The following is a 22905-nucleotide window of genomic DNA, read 5'->3' as shown; positions in this document are numbered from 1 at the left end:
GGAATTGCACATTGATAGGGCGAAAACACTATTCATTTTCTAAATGTCGTTATCATTCAATATATGACTATGAAATACAGCAAAGTCAGCTATTTTCAGTCATAATAGAGTGAAAATAGACACAAATTTATAGAAAAGGAGCGTTGAATGGCACGTAAGAAAGAGGTCGTTAGTGGAACTTTCTTGAAATATGATGCGGTCGTTCTAGGTTCGGGCCCAGCTGGTGAAGGCGCGGCAATGAAACTTGCCAAATCTGGTAAGCGCGTTGCAATTATTGATATGCGAGAGCAACTGGGGGGAAACTGTACTCACGTTGGCACAATTCCGAGTAAGGCGTTGCGTCAAACAGTATCGAGCATTATTCGCTATCAACGCGATCCAATGTTCCAAAAAGTGGGGGATTGGAAACAATTCACCATGAAGCAAGTACTGCGCAATGCACATAAAGTCATTCAACAACAGGTAGAAACACATTCGCGTTTTTACGATCGTAACAAGATTGATATTTATCATGGGCGTGCTTATATCCAAGATCAAAACACAGTATTGGTCTTTACGCCTGATGGGATTAAAGAAACCATCATGTTCAAGCAGTTGGTAATTGCGACAGGTAGCCGTCCTTATCGTCCTGCGATGCTTGATTTTAATCATCCGCGTGTATTTGATTCAGATAAAATTTTGGATTTGGATTTCTCGATTCAGAAAATCATCATTTATGGTGCAGGTGTAATTGGCTGCGAATATGCGTCAATTTTCATTGGATTGGATCATAAAGTTGATCTGATCAATACCCAAATGAAATTGCTCAGCTATTTAGATGATGAAATTTCAGATGCCTTGTCATATCACTTGCGTGAGCAGGGTGTATTGATTCGTCATAACGAACAGATTGATCATCTTGAAACTTTCGATGATCACGTGGTGATGCATTTGCTCAGTGGTAAGAAAATTAAGGCTGATGCGATTTTATGGTGTAATGGCCGTTCTGGTAATACAGATGGTCTTGGACTAGAGAATGTCGGTATTACGCCAAACAGCCGCGGTCAAATTACTGTAAATGATCAATATCAAACTGAAGTTGAGAATATTTACGCTGCAGGTGATGTAATTGGTTGGCCATCTTTGGCTTCTGCTGCTTATGACCAAGGTCGTTGTGCAGGGGCAAATATGAGTGGTGAAGAAGGTATTGAACCTGTAGTTGATATTCCTACAGGGATTTACACCATTCCAGAAATTTCTTCGATTGGTAAGAATGAACAGCAATTAACGGAAGAAAAAATTCCCTATGAAGTGGGGCAGGCATCTTTCCGTCATTTAGCTCGTGCGCAAATTACAGGCGATACCGTCGGTGAGTTGAAGATTTTATTCCACCGCGATACTTTGGAAATTTTGGGCGTACATTGTTTTGGTAATAACGCTGCGGAAATTATTCACATTGGTCAAGCAGTGATGAACAGTCCAAATAATACGATCAAGTATTTTGTGGAAACGACATTTAACTACCCAACAATGGCTGAAGCCTACCGTGTAGCGACTTTGAATGGTATGAACCGTTTGTTCTAAACATTCAGTGAAGTGAATAAAAGCCCATTTTAATTAATGGGCTTTTTTATGCGCTGAGAAATGATGAATATCGTTTAGAAAGGTCGAGCACCTGCCAAGCTAATACGTTTTAATAGGCGACGTTGTTCTGCGGGAAAGGGTGTTCTCGAATGTAATGTGACTTGATTGTCCCAAAACACGATATCTCCCGTTTCCCAATGATGTTCGTAACGGAACTCTGGTTTTAGAATATGCGCGCGTAGCTCTGCGATGAGTTTACTGCCTTCAATATCATCGACATTGACCAATTCAACTTCCGAACGTGTATTCAGCCACAATGCTTTACGTCCCGTTTCAGGGTGAATGCGTACAAGTGGATGTGGATAGGCATGTCCTAGAATAGGTTGATCTTTAAAGCGGTAGTAAGGTGAATCTGCGTAACCACTTGTCCCTTTATTACTTTGTGCACGGACAAAGGGGTTATAGGTAATGAGCTGTAACGCGTCGATTTTCTTTTTAATCTCATCTGAGAGGGCATCATAGGCTTTAATGGTATTGAACCAAGTGGTTTGTCCACCGCTTTGTGGAAGTTCAATGGCATAAAGCAGTGAGCCGAAAGAGGGAAGAGGTGTCCATTGGTGATCGGCATGTGGGCTTAGCTCGCCGTGTCCTGTGTAGTCTCCTTGCCCCACTGCATTTGATACAGGTACAACATCAGGTGGGACGCCAGTATCCGATTGGCTGGCAAGTACGGGATTATCTGCACTTGGGCGGAAAATGGAACCAAAGTAGCTGGCAAAAGCTAGATACTGTAAATCATCTAAACTTTGTTGTTTAAAGATCAAAACTAAATGCTCTGCTAGGGCTTGTTTAAGACGGAAAATGGTTTCGCCTGACTGTGCTTTACGTGCATCTAAACCTGTCACAACCGCGCCTAAAGCTTGATCTTTCAATGGGATAATTTGAATTTCATTTGGATGTTGAAGAGCTTCAGCTAAATGCCATTGTGGTGCATCATGAATAGCTTGAGAAAGTTGTGTAAGACTGGTCATTGTTATTACTCTAAATTTCTTGTTGTTTTAAACTAAGAAAAACCCAGCATTTTTTGAAATAAGAATAAATGCTGAGTTTATGAAAACTAGAGCCAGTCTTGAAGAGATTAGTGTGGGCAGAATGCTTGATTAAAGTACTCGAAGAGTTGCGGTGTTTGTAGCCAGAGTGCAATGGCAGCAATACTGAGTCCCAGTACAACCACGCTAATCGATGTCTTAAGCCAAAACAGAGATGAATTATTCATGGACCACCGCCTTTTCATCGACAAAGAAATGAACCAGTACACCTAAAACACTGAGCGCAATTGAAATCATCCAAACTGCTTGATAATTTCCTGTCATGTCATGATTCACGCCACCGAGCCATCCACCAAAAAAAGATCCGACTTGATGGGTAAAAAATACAATACCGCTGAGCATAGACAAATAGCGAATGCCGAACATATTGGCGACAATCCCGTTGGTTAATGGGACGGTAGATAACCATAATAAACCCATAATGACGCCAAAACTATAGATTGTCCATGTACTTAACGGTAAGGCTAGAAAAGCAATAATAGTGATGCCGCGCAGCGCATATAAACCCATGAGCAGTTTAGGTTTGGAAAATTTACCCCCTAACCAGCCCGCGCCGTACGTACCAAAGATATTGAATAACCCAACAAGGGCTAAAAACACCGTGCCCGTGGTCGCATCAAAACCGTGATCAATCAGATAACCAGGCAGGTGAATACCAATAAACACCACTTGGAAGCCACACACCATAAAACCTAAAGATAAAAACCAGAAAGGTTTATGTGCTTTTGCAATGTTCAAAATTTGTTTAAAACTGAGGGCAGGTGCACTACTTGTGGTTTGGCTATTCGGTGCAACATACATGGGTGCTTTTAGCATCCAAGCAAGTGGAACAATAAAGGCAATTAAAATAGCACTGACAATTAAAGCGGCTGACCAACCAATATTTTGCAATAGCAATAAGGTTGACGGCAGCATAATAAATTGTCCAAAAGAGCCTGCTGCACTGGCAATGCCCATAGCCAAACTACGTTTTTCAGGTGGGGCTGCACGCCCAACCGCAGAAAGTAACACAGGAAAAGAAGTTGCAGATAAAGCTAAACCTAAAATCAGACCAACACTGACATTCAGCATAAAGCCAGTTGAGCTGACGGACATGAGTAATAAGCCAATCGCGTAGAGAATACCTCCTACAGTGACAACAACTTTACTGCCATATTTGTCGGCAAAAGCTCCCGTAATTGGCTGTACAGCACCCCAAATCAGGTTTTGTAATGCGATTGCTAAACTAAAGACGTTATGCCCCCAACCAAATTCATGGCTCATAGGAACCAAATAGAGTCCAAATGCATGTCGAACACCTAGCGAAAGCGCCAAAATGATAGCGCTGCCAATCAGCATATAAATAAGAGGTTTTGAAAATTGACTTTGGGTCATTGCCGCATTCGTCTTTGAAATATGAGTTTGGCTGTATTGTACGCAATATATCGATTAATTTCGATATTTGATTAAAACATTTGAAAAGTGACGTAATGATTGGGGGATTAGTGCAGACTTATGAATATGTGAGAGCTACTGAAATAGTCATTATTTGCATATTTAGGACATTGTTGGATTAGAAATAGTTCAACATTTGGTAACGCAGATTTGTCATTTCGCTGGATTTATACATTCAAGAATTAATTTTATATGCATGAGTGATTTTTGGTTCTACGAATCAAGTGAATATTTTACATAAGAAACAGTAGTTTATTTTGATCAGGTACAGAGAGTGAATACACCCTCATCTGTACCTGAGGATTTAAAGTTTTACGCTAAACTATTTCGCTCTAATACAGCTTGATCAAAAAGTTGTTTTTCTTTGGTTTTATGTTCAACTGAAAAGCGAATTAAAATGACACTAAAGGCTGCAACTGTGACTAAACCGCCAAGGATGAATAGGCAAGTTTGTACGTCTAATACACCTTTCAATAAAAAGCCAGCGGCTACTGCACCCACATTACCCCCAGCACCAATAATTCCTGCAACACCTCCTAAAGCATCACGGTCAATAAAAGGCACCAGTGCATAAGTAGCCCCACATGCCATATGGGTAAAGAGTGCAAATATGGTCATGCTGATAATAGCGAGTGTGATGGTATTCATTTGAGAGAATACGATTAAGAATAAACCTTCAAGTAAGACTAGCGTGAATAACACTTTGGTGCGTCCATCTAGGCCTTTTGCGATTGCAATTTTATCTGAAACAATGCCACCCAAAGCACGAGCAAAAAGTGCCAATAGCCCAAAGATACCCGCAGTTAAACCTGCCTCTTTAAGGCCTATATTGAAGTGATCTACATAATACATTGCAGCAACATTATGAATGAAAATTTCAATACCAAAACATGCAGCATAAGACACGAACAGAATCCAAACGCGATAATTGCGTGCAGCTTGCAGCAAAATTGCTGTACCACCTTTTTTACCGCTACCGACTTTAATACCTTGCGCACGGACTTCTTTAAAATTCCCTTGAGGGCAATCTTGAGTGAGCTTCCAATATAAGATGCCCACAATCACCATCATGATGCCCGGTACAAGCAGAGCAATGCGCCATCCCATGCTTTGTTCTACACCAAACATTACAATTGCCCCAAGAAGAAGTGGCATGAGGGCTTGTGTTGCACCGCCGCCTGCATTACCCCAACCAGCCGCTGCCGCGTTTGCTGTACCCACCACATTCGGTGCAAACATAATACTGGTATGATATTGGGTAATCACAAAACTCGCGCCAATGGCACCAATCAGTAAACGGAAAAATAAAAAAGATTCGTAGGTATTGGCGGCTGCAACGCCAAATACAGGAATACTGCCGAGTAATAAAAGGGCCGTATAGGTCTTTCTCGGTCCATATTTATCACACAATGGACCGACAATCAGGCGAATTAAAATAGTAATCGCAACGGCTGCAATATTAATGTTGGCAATTTGATCTTTGGTTAAATTAAATTCGCCTTTAATTATAGGCATGAGCGGTGCGCAAGCAAACCATGCGAAGAAGCAAACAAAGAATGCGAGCCAAGTCATATGGAACGCACGCATGGCGGGTGTAGAAAAATTAAAAAGTTTAATTTGTGTCGCTTTTTTTGCATCGCTATTTATTGCTGAAGACATAACCATCCCCTGAACTGAGCGTAATTTTGTTTACAAGCTTTTCGAGTGACTTGTAATCCGATCAGAACGGACATCGTTGGCCGTCTATGTATTATGTGAATCGACGTTGATTCATCTTATAGATTAAAATGCAAGCAATATGCCAAAAGTACGATTTTGCATTGATTTAACAGATACAATGATTAAACATTTGAGTCTATTGGTTAATATAGGTTCAGAGATTATGAAATTCTGAGAAAATGACGCTGGATAAAAAGGATAAAATCTGATCAAAAATAATACATTCTTTAAATCATTCAATAAAAGTGCATCAGAACAATGCACTTTAGATGAGAAGTTGGAGGGATAAAACTCAGGAGTTAATCCACGGTCTTCATACTATTTTAATGAATACCGTGAAGATAAATCCGAATGAGTTCTAGTATTTTAGAAGCGATAGCCAATACCGGCATAAGCGAGAATTGGATTAATTTCAATATCGGCTTTAGAGCGGATAAGTTCACCGAGTTTGGCATCGGTCACGGTAATGGTGGTGTCATTACTGAGTTGAGCGTAACTGACCGAGCCAACAGCAAACCAATTGCTATTAAAATCGTAGGTAAATCCAACTGTGGCAATCGGTGCAAAGGCATCAGATGCTTCAAGATCCACTTGAGGATTGGCTGAACTGGTTTTACCTTCTAAAGATCCGCCAGCATGACCTTCTTTAATATTGGCAATCATATGACCAGCGGCAATTAAATCTTGTTCAATGCGTGGGTTCATTTCTAATTCATTAAAATAAGCATACATGACGCCTAAACCAACATAGGGACGAAATTTATTCACCCCAGTTTTGCCAAAGTGATATTGCAATTCAAATGCTGGTGTCCATGCCCGAGCCGAAGCAGCAGCGCCGTGAGCTGACAAATCAGTAATCAAAATATCATTTTCAAGTTTCAGTTGACCTAAAACACTGCCTAAAGGACTGGCAATAGCAGAAAAGGGAGCATAGATTTTTCCTTGACCTTGTAAATCGACCTTAGGGGGAATCCCTGCTTTGACCTCAACTGAAACATGGTCGGTAAAGAAATAATTGCTCATGATGCCTAAAGTTGTAACATCATCTGCTTGAAGTCCAGTACCTGCATTATCCCATTGGCTTAAGCCGTGTATTTCGGCAGTACCACTGAGACTTGAAGGGACGGGAGCATCAATTGCAGCCAATCCTTTAAGAGCTGCCTTTAACAGTGGATTAACGTCACTGCCTGGCCGAATATTGTCTAAAACAGTTTGTGCCTGAATATTGCCGACCTTTGCGGTTTCACCTTCCTTGACTGCTGTATTGACTCGAAACGGTTGAACTTGACCTTGTGGCATAACATGTAATGCACCCACAGAAATGGAAAAACGTTTAAAGCCATCACCATCTTCTAGGCTGAAATAGGGGGATGTAGCATGGCTAAATGTAGGAATAAGGGTAATCGCAATTGAAAATGCTAATCCTGTTTTTTGCATAGGGGACTCCATGTCCATTTTCATCATTTTTATTCAGGGCATTATTCAATAGCGCGGCGAAAGAAAACTGTTGTTTTAAAACAGGCATAGTTTTAAAAAATTGTGAAAATTACCGTAATTTTTTTATGGTTCTGTTACTTATCAATCAATCATGTTATTTATAAAAAGCGTGATAGGGCGTGATAAATCTTGTTTGAGTCTTTTCTAAATACTTATTAATGAAAAAGAAATGGTTTGGGGTGGTTGTTTTTGGATATAAAAAAAAGATCACCCGAAGGTGACCTTTTTGACAACTGACTTAGATTTTAAGCCAATGACACTGCTTCAGTTTGAAAACGTGATAAATCTTCTTCAGGGCGTGCAGTTAAAATTTCCACACCATCTTTAGTGACTAAAATGGTGTGTTCATATTGCGCAGACAATTTATGATCTTTGGTCACAACTGTCCATTTATCACCCAGCAACTTGGTTTGCCATACGCCTGCATTTACCATTGGCTCAATGGTAAAGGTCATGCCTTCTTCAAGAATCATACCGCTGTTGCCTTGACCATAATGCAATACTTGTGGTTCATCATGGAACACCGTACCAATACCGTGACCACAGTATTCACGTACAACGCTAAAGCGTTCAGATTCAACATATTTTTGAATAGCCAGACCAATATCACCAATGGTCGAACCTGGTTTAACCGTCGCAATACCACGGTACATGGCTTCTTGAGCAACTTTACATAAGCGGTCAGCAAGAATAGATGTCTCTTCACCCACCACGTACATCATATTGGTATCGCCGTGATAACCATCTTTAATTACAGTGACGTCAATATTTAAAATATCACCTTTCTTTAAGATTTTGCTTTCAGATGGAATACCGTGACATACCACATGGTTCACTGAAGTGCAAATGGTATGTTGAAATGCTGGACGACCAGGTGCCGCACCATAACCTAAACATGCAGGGATCGCATTTTGTACATTCACAATATAATCGTGACAAATCGTGTCTAATTCGAGGGTTGTTACCCCTGGTTTGATATGCGGTTTGATCATATCCAACACTTCTGCCGCCAGTCGTCCTGCCACGCGCATTTTTTCAATTTCATCGGCAGTTTTAATTAATCGACGGGGAGCTTGATAAGTTGTATTCATGATCTCTAAAAACTTTTGGAAATTTGTATGTGACTATGGTATAAATAGCCGCCCATTTTATCAAATGCTTTTTCGTGAATAAATTTCACGGGCTTTGTGCGATGGGGCAATAAAATCCGCACATATATCGACACATTACTCTGGGTGCCCTAAAAGGGTGGAGAATGCGGATATATGGAGGCCTAACCCAAACTTTAAGGTAAAGAAAATGGCAGATTACAACGTAAGCATGCGCGACCTTCTTCAAGCAGGTGCGCACTTTGGTCACCAAACTCGTTTCTGGAACCCAAAAATGCGTCAATACATTTTTGGCGCGCGTAACAAAATTCACATCATCAACCTTGAGCACACTGTTCCTGCGTTAAATGATGCTTTGAACTTTGTTAACAATCTTGCAAGCAAAAAGAACAAAGTATTGTTCGTTGGTACTAAACGTGCTGCTTCTAACATCATCCGTGAACAAGCTCAACGCGCTGGTCAACCATATGTAGATCACCGTTGGTTAGGTGGTATGTTGACGAACTGGAAAACACTTCGCCAATCTATCAACCGTTTAAAAGACCTTCAAACTCAATCTCAAGACGGTACTTTCGCTAAGCTTACTAAACGTGAAGCTTTAGAGCGTACTCGTGAGATGGAAAAACTTGAGCGTGCTTTAGGCGGCGTGAAAAACATGGGTGGTTTACCTGACGCATTATTCGTAATCGACGTTGATCATGAATCAATCGCGATTAAAGAAGCTAAAAACCTTGGTATTCCTGTAATCGGTATCGTTGATACAAACTCTAACCCAGACAACGTTGATTTCGTTATCCCGGGTAATGACGATGCGATCCGTGCAGTAACACTTTACGCTTCTGCGATGGCTGATGCGATCCTTGCTGGTAAAGAGTACGCTCAAACTCAAGCAAATGCACAAGCAAAAGGCGACGAAGCTGCTAAAGAAGCTCCTGAGGCTTAATGCGTTTTGACGCAAGCTTGTCATTTTTGCGACATGTGATGGTGGCAAAGTAAGCGTCATGTATGCAGACGGCCCATGAGCATCCCTCTGGGCCGTTTCTGTTCTAAAAAGAATTCATTTTCTACCGATTTTTAGGAGATACACATGACTGCTATTACTGCAAGCATGGTTAAAGAATTGCGTGACCGTACTGGTTTAGCAATGATGGAATGTAAAAAAGCATTAACAGAAGCGAATGGTGACATCGAATTAGCGATTGATAACCTACGTAAATCTGGTCAAGCTAAAGCTGCTAAAAAAGCGGGTAACATCGCTGCTGACGGCGCGATTACTATCGCTCAAGAAGGCAACAAAGCTATTCTTTTAGAAGTAAACTGCCAAACTGACTTCGTTGCTAAAGACGAAAACTTTGCTGGCTTCTCTGCTAAAGTTGCTGCTGCTGCACTTGCTGCTGGCGAAACTGATGCTGCTAAAATTGCTGAACTTAAACTTGAAGATGGCACGACTGTTGAAGAAGCGCGTATTGCTCTTGTTCAAAAAATCGGTGAAAACATCCAAGTACGTCGTGCTAAAATTGTTGAAGGTGAAAACCTTGCAGTTTACAAACACGGTTTAAAAATTGGTGTTGTAGTTGCTTATACTGGTCAAGCTGACACTGGTAAAGGTGTTGCAATGCACGTTGCTGCGTTCAACCCAGTTGCTGTAACTGCTGAAGGCGTTTCTGCTGAGCTTATCGCGAAAGAGAAAGAAATTGCTGAAGCGAAAGCGATTGAGTCTGGCAAGCCAGCAAACATCGTTGAGAAGATGGTTACTGGTTCAGTTGAGAAATACTTGAACGAAGTTGTTCTTGAGCGTCAAATGTACGTAATCGACAACGATAAGAAAGTTGCTGACGTATTAAAAGCGACTGGTACAACTGTTGCTCAATTCGTACGTTTCGAAGTGGGTGAAGGCATTGAGAAAAAAGCTGAACTTTCTTTTGCTGAAGAAGTTGCTGCTGCTCAAGCTGCTGCAAAATAATTTTATTTTGCAAAAAAAAGCCCCAAAAGGGGCTTTTTTTATATCGAATAAAAAGGATAAAAAATGATGAATAAAACAAATTTTAGAATTGTTGTGGTGATTCTGGTTCTTATTGCTGCATATCTTGGCATAAATCAACAACAGCAGACGCCTCCTAAAAATGAATCTCCAATTGCAACTTCTCCGGAATCAGTATTTACGGTTGATGACCATCAGAAAATACAACAGGCATTTCAACAGCAACAAAATAATGTGCAAGTCCGTGCGAGTGGCGTAGTTAAAGCAATTCTGGCTGATGATCATGAAGGCTCCAGACACCAGAAATTTATATTGTTATTAAAGGATGGATTAACAGTATTGGTTGCACATAATATTGATTTGGCGCCTAGAATAGAAAATCTGCAAAAAGGCGATACGGTTGAGTTTTATGGTGAATATGAATACAACTCAAAGGGAGGTGTTATTCATTGGACGCATCATGATCCGCAGCGGCAGCATATTGATGGCTGGTTAAAATATCAGGGCAGAATGTACCAATAGGGAATTAGAGAGCAATTTTGTTCTATACAGTAAAAATAAACATGATATTTTGCATGTGAAATAGATTTGACTGGCATGAATAAAGAATTGATTGTATGAGCGAAGTGAAGCATGAGTTTGTTAAATTTAAGCACGTTCAAGAATTGGGCGGCTTGGAATTACTGAATGCTTCTTATGTACAAAAACAATTTTCTAAACATGTGCATGAAGGCTATTGCATTGGGGTAATAGAAGAAGGGGCACAGTCGTTTTATCGAACAGGTGCACTGCATATTGCACCTAAAGGGCATATCATTTTGGTGAATGCTGATGAAGTGCATACAGGTTCATCTGCAGTAGAAACAGGGTGGCGCTATCGTGCTATTTATCCAACACCTGAAATGTTAAGGGATGTGAGTCAGGATTTTTTTCAACCTTCAGGAACCATGCCGTGGTTTCCCCACGCAGTGATTCAGGATGAAGGCTTGGCACAACAACTTAGCTTGCTGTTCGATTTATTAGAAAATAAAGATAATCAACTATTTAAACAGACATTATATCTATCTACGCTGGCTTATTTAATGTCACATCATAGCCGCACTAAGCTAGGTGAGTTGCCATTACCTGAAGCTCAGAATCGTATATTGATGATTAAAGATTTATTAGCGAGTGCACCTGAAAAAGATTATTCCCTGAATGAGTTGGCTGAAACAGCAGGTTTAAGCCCTTGGCATTTTTTGCGACAATTTAAAAAATATACGGGTCTTCCACCCCACGCATGGCTCATTCAGTTTCGTTTGCACCAAGCGAAACAGCTTTTAAAACGTGGTGAAAATATTGCTTTGGTAGCAGATTTATGTGGCTTTTCAGATCAGAGTCATTTTAATCGGCATTTCAAAAAATCGGTGGGGGTGACACCTTTGCAATACGTGATGAGTCTACGTTAGAAGAAGTGACTCTCACTTTAATGTGTTATTTAAATAATTAAAATTTATAAATTTAATGAAGATTGTTTGCTTCGTTCCATGCCTTGATTATTTCATGATTATTCAGCAATTTTGTACAAGATCAGCATGCTGCAAAAACCTATTTTATTGGTGTGTTTATTCAGTAGATGTTGTTATGGATCTTTCTCAACAGCAATTAAGGGCTAGGGCCTATCATAAGTCACAAGATTTTATCCAAGGTGCAATCGATATCGTTCCTTTATCGATTGCAGTATTGCCATGGGGGATTTTGGCGGGTTCAGTTGCCATTGATGCAGGACTAAGCATTCCACAGGCAGTAGCGATGTCGGCGGTTGTGTTTGCGGGTGCGGCACAACTGGTAAGTTTGGGAATGTGGTCTGCCGATGCAACCATACTTACAATTGCAATTACAGTGTTTTTCTTAACCAGTCAGCATTTTATTTATGCCTTAACCTTGCGCAAAGATATTTCGGTTTTGGCGAGTTATTACCGAATTCCTTTGGGATTTTTATTGACGGATGAGTTATTTGCAGTTGCGATGACCAAGCAACTGCGTCGACCATATTATTTATTGGGTGCAGGCTTATGTTTTTATCTCGCGTGGGTGCTATTTAGCCTATTAGGAATTTATTTGGCTTCGACCGTTCCGAATTTGTCGGGCTTGCATTTAGATTTTTCTATCGTTGCAGTTTTGGTGGCGATTATTGTTCCTTTTATTAAAAATTGGAGGAGTTTGATCGGTGTCATCATCACCATTTTAAGCTCATTGTGTTTAACCGCATTGCATGTAGAAGCCTCAATTTTACTCTCAGGCATGTTGGGAATGTTTGTTGCGGTGTGTCTGGAGCATTGGGAGCAAAAAATATGAGTTGGTCATTTATTTTTTTATTGGCTGCAATTGTATTTTTTAATCGTTATCTATTTTTAGAACCTAAAGTTGCTATTCAGTTTCCAATGTTTTTTGAACGCATGTTGAAATATTCAGCACCGTGTTTATTGAGCGCAATTTGTATGCCGATTATATTTTTTGATCACGGTGAATGGAGATCGTTGCAGGGCAATAGTTATTTTTATGCCACGATATTTTGTGTTCTTGTATCCTTATTTTTAAGAAAAATTTTAATCAGTTTGGCTTTGAGTTTGCTGTTTTTTTATGCATTAGAAGCTTGGGTGTTTTAATCGAGTTCACAGTGGAAAACATCAGGAAGATCAAATTCCACTGTGAAAATTGTATTTGTGCGCTAAATGGCGTTCATTTGCGCTCTAGCATGGGTTTTTAATTTGGGCACCAGTTTATTTAGATATGCATCCATACACCAAATTGGGCCAATGAGGAGGAATAGGAGGTCTTTAAAGAAAGAAGGTTTCTTTCCTTCAATTTTATGCCCATAAAATTGTCCAATCCAAGCAAAAATGAACAATGCAATATAAAAACCTACACCGACAGGTAAAATCAAAATCAGCCATGCCATTACAAAAATTAGGGCTGCCATTGCCACGGCTAAAACAAGATCCAGTCGACTATAAAAAATAAGAGTGAGGGTCACAATGAGGGCGGTAAGTAGCACACTGAAATGCGCCAAAATACCAATAATGGAAAATAAAATTGTGGGGACACAAAGCCAGTGAATCATTTTATTGGTTTTATTTTGGTGACTTTCACCATATTCATCGAACCATTGATTTATTGTTTTCATGTGTTGCTCCTGCAAATGCTTATTGTATTTTTTATATCCTTGTTCCTGAGAGACTATAAAATAGAAAACAAATGAGGTCAAAATTTGAAATTAAATTTTAGTTCATTTCTATCATTTTTTTTGTTATCCATTAACGCAGCTCAATGATTTTGAACTGCGTTTAGGTATGCATTTACAAATCTAATTTCCTGCGTGAAAAACTTCTTTGCCTTCTTTGAAAGTAGCAAGCACTTTAATATTTTTAATTTGATTACTCGGTACAGTCATGGGGTTCTGATCCAGAATGACAAAATCAGCTAATTTCCCAGGAGCTAGTGTACCTTTGCTGTCTTCTTCAAAATATTGATAGGCGGCCCAGCTGGTCATGCTTTTCAGTGCAAGATAAGGACTGACACGTTGATCTTCACCTAAAATTTTACCGCTACGGGTCACGCGGTTTACGGTGGTATCCAAAGTCATCATGCTATTTGGAGGAATGACAGGTGCATCATGATGTTCAGTAAATAAAATTCCTTTTCTTAAGGCGGAGCCTGTAGGGGAAATATTTTGAGCACGTTGTAAACCTAAAGTTTCATGAGCGTGCCAGTCTCCCCAGTAATAAGTATGTAGCGAGAAGAAAGAAGGAATGAGTTTTAGTTCTTTAGCTTTGTCTAGTTGGTCTTCACGCATGGTTTGTGCATGAATAATCACATTACGTCGATCTTGGATTGGAAATTTAGCAGTAGCTTTTTCAATGGTGTTCAAATACTGATCAATAGCAGCATCACCATTGGCATGCGCTAAAATTTGCCAAGGCTCTAGACTAGCAGACTAGTTATGTTGGTCTGTAATCATGATTAAAAACAGTAAATTAAGCCACTACAAGATTAAAAAAATCATTCAATGCTTTTGCATTGATATACCCGCTTCTAAAACTGCATTATTACTCAATTTAAATCGTAATACGATCAACTATTGGTACATGCTTTTTAGGGAAGCTATTTATGATCATCAAACAGATTTAAGAACTAAATTTGTAGGTTCTATTGAAGTGGATGAAAGCTATTTTGGCGCTAAACGACAACGTGGTTTTCATGGGAAGTTAAAACGTGGTCGTGGCACTTTAAAACAACCCGTATTTGGAATATTTGAACGGGATGGGCGTGTTTATACTGAAATCGTTCCTGACTGTAAAATGAAGACTTTACAAAAGGTTATCTTAGGTAAGGTGGCACTAGAAAGTGTCATTTATAGTGATGGATGGCGAGGCTATAATGGTCTAGTTGATGTTGGTTATTCAAAGCATTTCAGGGTAAATCACGGAGCAAATGAGTTTGCTAGAGGACAATGTCACATAAATGGAATAGAATCATTTTGGAGTTTCTGTAAACGAAGATTATCCAAGTTCAATGGTATCTCAAAAGATTATTTTGACTACCATCTGAAGGAGTCTGAATGGCGTTGGATGAGAGAACCTAATGAGTTAGCAACTGAGTTGTGGAACATCATTAGATAAAATTAAGTATAAATCTGCTAGTCTAGAGCCTTGCCAATTATTCTGGAAAGCCAAGTCAATCAGATTTTGTACTGTGCTCTGTTGCGGAAAAGCGGCATAGCCACGGTAAGATTTTTTTTGACCTTCAGGTGGTATGACATAGGGTTTGGTCAGCCAAGCGGTTTTACCTTGTGGAGATCCATCTAGGCTAATTTTAACGCCCCCAATTCTATAGTGGTGTTTATATTCTCGATTGGTTCCGTGTTGCAGCATATAGTTTTTTTCTGTGCTGATGTCTGGGTAGACCACCAAATCGATAGGTAATTTTCCATTTTGGGCTAAATTGCGCCACATTTCTGAAGTGCCAGCATCGGCTCGACCTTCCTGAATGGTGGTATAACCATTTTGGGCATAGGTTTGTACCGCAGTGAGTGCCATTTTTTCCATGGTTTCGGGCGGCATATGCTGGAAAATTTGAATCATGGCTTTAAAAACCACACTTTCCTCAAGTACGCCATTTGGTTCTTTAGAATTTGCTTTACGACGGATAACACCGCCAGTTGGGTTTGGTGTTTTGGCATCAATTTTGAGTAGTTCGAGTGCTTTGGTGTTGACCGTAGCCAAATGACCAGATTGATGCAAAATAATGACAGGTTGGTCGGTTGAGATTTTATCTAGTTCAGTCGCGGTAGGGTGGCGCTTTTCAGTTAATTGGGCATCATCATATCCGTTGCCGATAATCCAGCCTGAAGCTTGTTGGATGAAAGTAGGATTATTATTTTTCCATGCTTGCATTGCTTGAATCAGGGAGGGGATGTCTGTAACTTTGCCATCGGGTGGTGAATAAAGATTAGCAACGGTTTGTTGTAATCCAACGCTGTTGGCATGGCTATGTGCATCGATGAGCCCTGGAATAACGGTGTGGTTTTTTAAATTAAAGCGCTGTGCAAGTGGATTGATTTGTTTTGCATTGGCAAGAGTGCCTGTAAATTTGATTACGCCATTTTCGACTAGCATGGCTTCTACGTATGTTGGGGTATCTCCCTGCATTGTAAGAATAGGCCCACCATGTAAAATAAATGTGGAATTCTGTCTAGGGTCTATTTTTTGACCACGATGAGTGTGTTTGGAAATGGAGTAGCTACAAGCTGACAATAAAACCGTACTTAGCAGTGCAAAAGTTTTTAAATGTGAAGTTGTTAAATATTGGGTTGATTTTGTCATTTGATCGTTTTCCCCCACAGGTTGTCGATTTCTTATCTTTTTTAAAATAACATATTAATTAAATTAGAAAATAAAAAAAGCCACTTAAACGTGGCTTTTTGTCAAATGTATTCTGCACTCGTGAATTAAGAGTTAGGACCTGCAACGCGTTCAATGCTTACTTTTGCTGTCCCTGCATTGGTGATACCAAGTTGTTTAGCAGCACCATAAGAAAGATCGACTACACGGTTGCCATGGAATGGACCACGATCATTCACTTTTACAACCACACTTTTGCCGTTATTTTTATTGGTCACACGAATGTAGCAGTTTAATGGCAGGCTACGATGAGCTGCCGTTAATGCGTTCATGTCAAACGTTTCACCGTTTGCTGTTTTACGACCATGAAACTGACGACCATACCATGAAGCCACACCAGTTTGGCTAAATTGGCGGACAGTGTTGGATGCAACATCATTTAACTTGTCAATGACTGAAGGCTCATTTGCTGGGATTTCGATTTTCGCTGCAATCGTTTCGCGACGAATTTTATCTCCAGAACTCTCAGTAATTGAAAGGCTATTTAGATTTGAAAAGTGAGAGTTAAAGCTCTGAGCATCTTTGTTTAATACACGTGCTGCTAGACGTGAATTATCATTGTCATTGTTTAATGACGATGATTGAACCAATTCGGCCTGTGACTGTGTCAGGGCGAACGTGGTCGCTATGGCAAGAATATATTTCATTGAAGAATGCATAAAATCTCCTAAAGACGGGTTTGCGGAGTAGTAATTCAGCAGTAAAACATTGAATTACAAGCAAACGGGTCGATTTATTCACTTGTGCAACTACATTTGACGAGATGGATAATATTCATGCCGCAGTGAAGGTGTCTAGTCTTTATACCGAATTCTTTACAAAAAGTAGGTAATTAAATTGTTTTATGATTAATAAATATACAATATTGTAACATAGTATGTAATTTGCCTATTTTGTGTGCTTTTTTATTAAAAAAAAGATTGACTTATTTATTTTTTGTAAAAAGCTAGCCTTAGCGGCTAGCAATTTCAGTGCCTAATTGCCATACAGCGGTGGCATACATACGGCTCTTATTATAGGTAGTAATCACTTGAAAATTTGGGTAAGTAATATAGTAAATTGAGCCATAACTCTCTTGAAGTTGAATGACGTTAACCATATCTAAATCATCAATTTTTACCACTGGATTGATGGGGGAAATACCCTGCGATTTTAACACACCATAAGGTGTAGGTTGTTCAAGGTTCTTAGCAATAACGGCATCAGGGGTCGAACCTGTGTAACGCGCCGCAAAACCAATAGGTTGATTTCTTTGCCAACCATGTTGAGCGAGATAGTTGGCAATAGAACCAATCGCATCGACTGCTGAATTTCTTAGGTCAACATGCCCATTGCCATCGTAGTCCACACCATATTTAGGAATGTTGCTAGGCATGAATTGTGGATAGCCAATTGCACCTGCATACGACCCTACAATAGAGTTAGTTGGTACGCCATCTTTATATGTCCATGCAATCAGTGCAGACAGTTCGTCTTGGAAATAAGCAGCACGACGTTCATAGCCAAATGCAAGGGTTGCTAAGGCATCTCGGGTGATGAAATTGCCTTTATTTGCACCAAAACCTGTTTCTACCCCCAAAATGCCTAAAATCACAGATTGTGGAACACCAAATTGCTGTTCCGCACGGTTTAAGGTATCTGCATATTGATTCTTGAATAGAACTCCACGCTGAATGGTACTTTCCGACATGAAATTGGTTTTATAGTCATACCATGGCTTACTTTCACCAGGTCGGTTCATAATATTGATAATATTTGGAAGATTACGTGAACCATTCATCGCCCAGTCGACTTGTTCTGCTGTGAGACCATAGCTCCGCATAGTTTTTTCTTTAAAATTGGAATATTGAGGATAATTTGCAAAATCATTGGCTTGGCAAAAACTGGTAGCTGAAAATGTACCAATAAGTAAAAATAAACGCTTCAGTTTTTTATTAATAGACAAATGTGTCATATAGGTTAAATCCTAAAAAATTATCGATGTGTATGAATTGACATCACAACGCCAAAAGTGGCCATTAAAGTAATAATTGCAGTACCGCCATAACTCATAAAAGGTAAAGGCACACCCACTACGGGTAAAATACCACTGACCATGCCCGCATTGACAAAGACATATACAAAAAATGACAAAGCAAAACTGCTTGCCACTAAACGGCCAAAGTTATGAAAACTGTTTAATCCAATTTGAAACGTTCGGCTAATGATCGCAAAGTACAATACAATCAATATGATAATACCAATTAGCCCAAATTCCTCAGAAAATGCTGCAATAATAAAATCGGTATGACCTTCTGGTAAAAAATGCAGATGAGATTGTGTCCCTAAGAGATAGCCTTTGCCTAAAATACCGCCAGATCCAATAGCAGTTTCTGATTGAATAATATTCCAACCTGTACCGAGTGCATCAGCTTCGGGATGGATCAAAGTTAACACTCGTTGTCGTTGATAATCATGCAGTAAAAATTGCCAAGCAATAGGAATAATCAGTGCTGCGAGTCCGATTGCAGTTGCAATTAAACGCCAAGACAAGCCACTGAGGAATAAAACAAAGATCCCACTGGAAAGTACCAGTAATGAAGTACCAAGATCGGGCTGTTCAGCAATTAAAATAAAGGGAATGCCAATAAAGATTAGACAAATGCCAATCTGCCCAATTTTTGGGGGCAGAGGGCGTCTTGCTAAAAACCATGCAATCATCAAGGGCATGGCAATTTTCATAAATTCGCTGGGTTGCACACTGCCCAGTCCCGGAATATCAATCCAACGTTGTGCACCTAAACGAACTTCCCCAAAGAGTTTGACCCCAACAAGTGACAACAGTGCCACTATATATAGATAAGGTGCAAAAGATTGATAAACTTTCGGAGGAACTTGTGCCAAACCTAACATGGTGAAAAAACCAATGGTAAAACTAATCGCTTGTTTTGACACTAAACCCCAGTCTTGCTCCGAAGCGCTATATAGCACTGTTAAACCTAATAGTGCTGTAAGCAATAAATAGAGGCATAACCATGGATCGAGGTGTAATTTATGCCACTTCGATGGCAATAAAGTGGTGCTTAAACCGTCACGGGGGGCATGTCGTAAGAATTTGGACTGAGGAGGAGTAGTCATGGAAGATATTTGTAGAATAAAGTCTTAGGCCGTATTTTGCGCCTGCTACCTTATACTTGTGTATTGATGCTGTACATCAATATTTTGCAATAAAAAAACCTAGCAAAAGCTAGGTTTCCGATAGTGTAAATTTCTATCAATGATGGAACAGAGTATCGTGATACTCAGCCAAAATAATCAATTCTTCCTTGGTTAAATGTGGGAAGATTTTATCAATTGCGATATGTACGGCTTTAATTACGGACGCAGAGCCGATATCCGCTGCTTTACGCTTAATCATGCCCAAATCGAGGGTTTTGTTAAAATCATTCATGAAATGACGTACAGTGGCTTCTGCGAACTGTTTGTATAATTCGATCAAAACGGCTTTATTGGTATCACCACCTGCACGAATATCAGCAAATGTGGTTTTTAAATTAGTCACCAAGCTGGCATCTAAACTTTCACCTACGCGATATTGACCTTGCGCATCTTTGAACAAGCTTTTTTCAGAAAACTCAATTGATTGTTTCACCACATCATTTGGAGCTTTACTTAAAAGTTGTTTCAATAACACTGCGACAGTTGATTTAATGTAACCTGCTAATTTTTCCGCAGTATCACGTTTATCACTTGGCGGAAAACGACGAACTAACTCCGTTAAAATGGCGTCAATAATTTCATCGTTAATCAATAAAGCAGTTTGATCGCGCAAAGGGTAGAGAGCTTCACTTGAATTTTTTTTCTGCTGACCTGTTTGAATACTATTTAATAGTGTTTCAGAAGGGACAAAACCAAAAAAAGGCATTGTTATTTAACCTCAATATTATTCATTTTATTGTCGCGCCAAGCGAATTGGGCGAGGCATCCATGTTAAATCCGATACACGACAAGGGTTGATATCTAAACCACCTCGGCGAGTATAAGCCGCATAAACCATAAGCTTTTCGGGTTGCAGATTTTGCCAGATATCGGCATAGATCTGTTCCACGCATTGCTCATGAAAGCCATTATGCTGACGGTAGGAAATAATATAGGCTAAAAGTGAGCGATAACAAGGCTTTTTACCCTGATAACGGATAAAAACTGTACCCCAATCGGGTTGACCCGTCACAGGGCAGTTACTACGAAGTAAATGTGAATAGAGTCGGATTTCCAGATTATCCGTATTTTCACGATCTAAACTGAGTAACGATGCATCAGGTTGATTTTCTAAGCGGTCAGGAACCAAGTCATCGATACAGATGCCCTCAGGTTGATCAATAGTCAAGGCATCTACTTGGAACAATTGAATCGTTACTGTAGCGCCCGCAGCTGCGGATAAATCTTTTTCTACAGTGGCGACAAATGCAGATTCAGAATCGAATTGGGTAAAGTTAAGGCTATTAAAGTAAAGCTTGAGTGATTTGGACTCAACTAAATTGGGTGAAGAAGCAGGTAGGGTTAAACGACCAATTGCAACTTGCGGAATACCCTGAGCATTAAGCCAAGAAATTTCAAACACATGCCACCAGTCTTTACCCTGTTGAATGCCCTCAATATGAGCATAGCTTGAACGTGCCTGAGCACGCGCAATTGGAAAAAGAATATCTGGTTGATATGTTGATGGATATTGGGTGTCTTTACCAAGTAAAGAATGTTCTACACTCATTATTCACGCATTCCTGAGCCACGAGAAAGTAAATAATACGCTATACCGTAAAGCACAGCACAACATAAAGTAATCACGGTGAGTGAAATCGAAACATTCACATCACTATGACCAAGAATTCCGAAACGGAAGGCATTAACCATATAGACAATGGGGTTAATTAAAGACAGATTTTGCCAAAATGGACTAAGTGCGCTAATCGCATAAAATACACCGCCTAAATAGGTCAGTGGAGTCAGTACGAACGTTGGAATAATAGAAATATCATCAAAAGATTTGGCATAAACAGCATTAATAAAGCCGCCCAATGAAAATAACAACGATGTCACAATGACTGTATATATAGTCACAAACCAATTGGTGATATATAAGTCAGTAAAAAACAGACTCATAGCCGTCACAATAATCCCAACCAAGACCCCGCGACATAATCCGCCCAAGACATAGCCCCAAAGAACTAAATGTAAAGGAACTGGACTCATAATCAACTCTTCGATACTTTTTTGAAATTTAGCACTGAAGAAACTAGAGGAAACATTCGCATAGCTATTAGTAATCACCGCCATCATGATTAAGCCAGGCACAATGAATTGCATATAGCTAAAGCCACCCATTTGCCCAATACGAGAACCGACTAAATTACCAAAAATAACAAAATATAGACTCATGGTAATGGCAGGTGGTAATAGGGTTTGTGGCCAGATGCGCATAAAGCGGCGAACTTCTTTATGCACTAATGTGAAAAGAGCAACACGCATTTGAGTCATATTCATGGTGTAGTTCCCTCCAAATTTTTCTCCACAAGTCTGACAAACAATTCTTCAAGGCGGTTGGATTTATTGCGCATACTACGCACTTGAATGCCTTGTGCTTCAAGTAACTGGAATAATTGATTTAAGGTATGCGCTTTGTCCATGGTGACTTCAAGCGTGACAGGATCAATTAAATTGAAGCGAACACCAATAATATCAAGATGCAGTGGTTGAATTGGCTCAGCCAAGTCAAAAATAAAGGATTCTTCGTGTAATTGATTAAGGAAGGCTTTCATCGTGGTATCTTCTTTAATCACGCCGCGGTCGATAATGGCAATACGGCGACACAACATTTCAGCTTCTTCTAAATAGTGTGTTGTTAGAATGATGGATGTACCATTTTCATTCATTTCAGTCAGGAAATCCCACATCGAACGACGCAGTTCAATATCGACACCCGCAGTAGGTTCATCCAGAATCAAAAGTTTTGGTTCATGCATCATGGCACGCGCAATCATCAATCGGCGTTTCATACCACCTGACAACATTCGACCTTGGGTATTACGTTTTTCCCAAAGCCCTAACTTTTCTAAATAATGTTCAGCACGTTGCTCTGCAATTTTACGGGGAATACCGTAATAACCTGCCTGAGTGACTAAAATATCGAAGGTTTTTTCAAACTGCCCAAAGTTAAATTCTTGCGGTACAACACCTAAACATTGTTTAGCCTGCGATGGGTGAGTATCAAGATTATGACCAAAAATTTCGACTGTCCCACACGTCTTTTTGGTTAAAGAACTAATAATCCCGATGGTCGTCGATTTGCCTGCACCGTTTGGTCCTAAAAGCGCATAAAACTCGCCTTCTGGGACGGTTAAATTGATCCCTTTCAGGGCTTGAAAGCCATTTCGATAAGTTTTGGACAAATCTCTGATCAGTAATGCATCGGTCATGAAGTTCTCACAGCATATAGAGTGTGGCTATTGTGAGCGATCTTGATTAATAAACCAAGTAAATTACAGGGAATACTGCGTTGCATGCTTAGAACATTG

22 protein-coding genes and 2 pseudogenes are annotated in these 22905 nt (G+C 39.8%); 8 read left to right on the top strand and 16 right to left on the bottom strand.

From position 1 onward, the window contains the following. Positions 1 to 147: 147 nt before the first annotated feature. Complete coding sequence (gene sthA / locus C3F34_RS01220; RefSeq protein ID WP_016167388.1) at positions 148 to 1563, top strand: Si-specific NAD(P)(+) transhydrogenase; 1416 nt, start codon at positions 148 to 150, stop codon at positions 1561 to 1563. A 74-nt stretch (positions 1564 to 1637) separates the two neighbouring features. Here sthA and C3F34_RS01215 read toward each other — a convergent pair whose 3' ends face one another. The 6 genes from C3F34_RS01215 to map all read right to left on the bottom strand — a co-directional run bounded on the left by C3F34_RS01215 (position 1638) and on the right by map (position 8413). Continuing rightward, the gene (locus tag C3F34_RS01215) at positions 1638 to 2594 is read right to left on the bottom strand and encodes a TauD/TfdA dioxygenase family protein (RefSeq protein ID WP_044739363.1); all 957 of its coding nucleotides are present in this window, start codon (positions 2592 to 2594) and stop codon (positions 1638 to 1640) included. A 107-nt stretch (positions 2595 to 2701) separates the two neighbouring features. Further along, entirely contained in the window at positions 2702 to 2839 is a 138-nt protein-coding gene (locus tag C3F34_RS20375) for a hypothetical protein (protein ID WP_044739364.1), read from the bottom strand. Next, complete coding sequence (locus tag C3F34_RS01210) at positions 2832 to 4046, bottom strand: MFS transporter (protein ID WP_016167391.1); 1215 nt, start codon at positions 4044 to 4046, stop codon at positions 2832 to 2834. The genes C3F34_RS20375 and C3F34_RS01210 overlap by 8 nt, the downstream gene beginning before the upstream one ends. Before the next feature lie 372 nt (positions 4047 to 4418). Beyond that, on the bottom strand, positions 4419 to 5765 hold the full coding sequence (locus C3F34_RS01205; RefSeq protein ID WP_104440900.1) for an MFS transporter: 1347 nt from the start codon (positions 5763 to 5765) through the stop codon (positions 4419 to 4421). A 426-nt stretch (positions 5766 to 6191) separates the two neighbouring features. After that, positions 6192 to 7262: an OmpW/AlkL family protein gene (locus C3F34_RS01200; RefSeq protein WP_104440899.1), complete on the bottom strand. Its 1071-nt coding sequence runs from the start codon at positions 7260 to 7262 to the stop codon at positions 6192 to 6194. 305 nt (positions 7263 to 7567) lie between these two features. Then, entirely contained in the window at positions 7568 to 8413 is an 846-nt protein-coding gene (gene map / locus C3F34_RS01195; protein ID WP_016167394.1) for a type I methionyl aminopeptidase, read from the bottom strand. A gap of 208 nt (positions 8414 to 8621) precedes the next feature. On the opposite strand from map, the gene rpsB reads away from it, so the two are divergent. The 6 genes from rpsB to C3F34_RS01165 all read left to right on the top strand — a co-directional run bounded on the left by rpsB (position 8622) and on the right by C3F34_RS01165 (position 13060). After that, entirely contained in the window at positions 8622 to 9374 is a 753-nt protein-coding gene (rpsB, locus tag C3F34_RS01190) for a 30S ribosomal protein S2 (protein WP_016167395.1), read from the top strand. A gap of 144 nt (positions 9375 to 9518) precedes the next feature. Continuing rightward, complete coding sequence (gene tsf, locus C3F34_RS01185) at positions 9519 to 10394, top strand: translation elongation factor Ts (protein WP_016167396.1); 876 nt, start codon at positions 9519 to 9521, stop codon at positions 10392 to 10394. 63 nt (positions 10395 to 10457) lie between these two features. Continuing rightward, positions 10458 to 10934 (top strand): DUF3465 domain-containing protein, encoded by a 477-nt coding sequence (locus C3F34_RS01180; RefSeq protein WP_104440898.1) that lies wholly within the window; start codon positions 10458 to 10460, stop codon positions 10932 to 10934. Between the two features lie 95 nt (positions 10935 to 11029). Then, positions 11030 to 11860, top strand: a complete 831-nt coding sequence (locus tag C3F34_RS01175) for a helix-turn-helix transcriptional regulator (RefSeq protein ID WP_044739369.1) — start codon at positions 11030 to 11032, stop codon at positions 11858 to 11860. Between the two features lie 175 nt (positions 11861 to 12035). Next, entirely contained in the window at positions 12036 to 12749 is a 714-nt protein-coding gene (locus C3F34_RS01170; protein WP_044739370.1) for an AzlC family ABC transporter permease, read from the top strand. Then, complete coding sequence (locus tag C3F34_RS01165; RefSeq protein ID WP_044739371.1) at positions 12746 to 13060, top strand: AzlD domain-containing protein; 315 nt, start codon at positions 12746 to 12748, stop codon at positions 13058 to 13060. Before C3F34_RS01170 ends, C3F34_RS01165 begins: the two co-directional genes overlap by 4 nt. Before the next feature lie 62 nt (positions 13061 to 13122). Here the strand turns inward: C3F34_RS01165 and C3F34_RS01160 are convergent, their stop codons facing one another. Next, positions 13123 to 13578 (bottom strand): DUF962 domain-containing protein, encoded by a 456-nt coding sequence (locus C3F34_RS01160; RefSeq protein WP_104440897.1) that lies wholly within the window; start codon positions 13576 to 13578, stop codon positions 13123 to 13125. Between the two features lie 180 nt (positions 13579 to 13758). Next, positions 13759 to 14370: pseudogene (locus C3F34_RS01155) on the bottom strand (amidohydrolase); the annotation flags it as partial. Positions 14371 to 14410: 40 nt separating this feature from the next. Here C3F34_RS01155 and C3F34_RS01150 point away from each other — a divergent pair. Then, the gene (locus tag C3F34_RS01150) at positions 14411 to 15073 is read left to right on the top strand and encodes an IS1595 family transposase (RefSeq protein WP_104440784.1); all 663 of its coding nucleotides are present in this window, start codon (positions 14411 to 14413) and stop codon (positions 15071 to 15073) included. Between the two features lie 3 nt (positions 15074 to 15076). On the opposite strand, the pseudogene C3F34_RS01145 reads toward C3F34_RS01150, so the two are convergent. From C3F34_RS01145 to C3F34_RS01110, 8 genes and pseudogenes are all read right to left on the bottom strand, one after another. Then, positions 15077 to 16276: pseudogene (locus tag C3F34_RS01145) on the bottom strand (amidohydrolase); the annotation flags it as partial. A gap of 125 nt (positions 16277 to 16401) precedes the next feature. Continuing rightward, positions 16402 to 17013, bottom strand: coding sequence for a septal ring lytic transglycosylase RlpA family protein (locus C3F34_RS01140; protein WP_016167403.1), 612 nt, complete (start codon positions 17011 to 17013; stop codon positions 16402 to 16404). 293 nt (positions 17014 to 17306) lie between these two features. Then, positions 17307 to 18308: a lytic murein transglycosylase B gene (mltB, locus tag C3F34_RS01135; RefSeq protein WP_104440895.1), complete on the bottom strand. Its 1002-nt coding sequence runs from the start codon at positions 18306 to 18308 to the stop codon at positions 17307 to 17309. Between the two features lie 20 nt (positions 18309 to 18328). Then, entirely contained in the window at positions 18329 to 19471 is a 1143-nt protein-coding gene (gene rodA / locus C3F34_RS01130; protein WP_104440894.1) for a rod shape-determining protein RodA, read from the bottom strand. Between the two features lie 136 nt (positions 19472 to 19607). Continuing rightward, positions 19608 to 20258, bottom strand: coding sequence for a hypothetical protein (locus C3F34_RS01125; RefSeq protein WP_104440893.1), 651 nt, complete (start codon positions 20256 to 20258; stop codon positions 19608 to 19610). A 27-nt stretch (positions 20259 to 20285) separates the two neighbouring features. Continuing rightward, positions 20286 to 21101, bottom strand: a complete 816-nt coding sequence (gene queF / locus C3F34_RS01120; protein WP_104440892.1) for an NADPH-dependent 7-cyano-7-deazaguanine reductase QueF — start codon at positions 21099 to 21101, stop codon at positions 20286 to 20288. Then, a complete protein-coding gene (locus tag C3F34_RS01115) occupies positions 21101 to 21874 on the bottom strand; it encodes an ABC transporter permease (protein WP_016167408.1) in 774 nt (257 codons plus the stop codon). The genes queF and C3F34_RS01115 overlap by 1 nt, the downstream gene beginning before the upstream one ends. Further along, positions 21871 to 22806 carry an ABC transporter ATP-binding protein gene (locus C3F34_RS01110; RefSeq protein WP_044739378.1) on the bottom strand — a complete coding sequence of 312 codons (936 nt, stop codon included), beginning with the start codon at positions 22804 to 22806 and terminating at the stop codon, positions 21871 to 21873. The genes C3F34_RS01115 and C3F34_RS01110 overlap by 4 nt, the downstream gene beginning before the upstream one ends. Between the last annotated feature and the right edge of the window lie 99 nt (positions 22807 to 22905).

The organism is Acinetobacter sp. ACNIH2 (assembly GCF_002934965.1).
Classification (GTDB): Bacteria; Pseudomonadota; Gammaproteobacteria; order Pseudomonadales; family Moraxellaceae; genus Acinetobacter; species Acinetobacter tandoii.
This window is presented reverse-complemented; position numbering and strand designations above follow the sequence as displayed.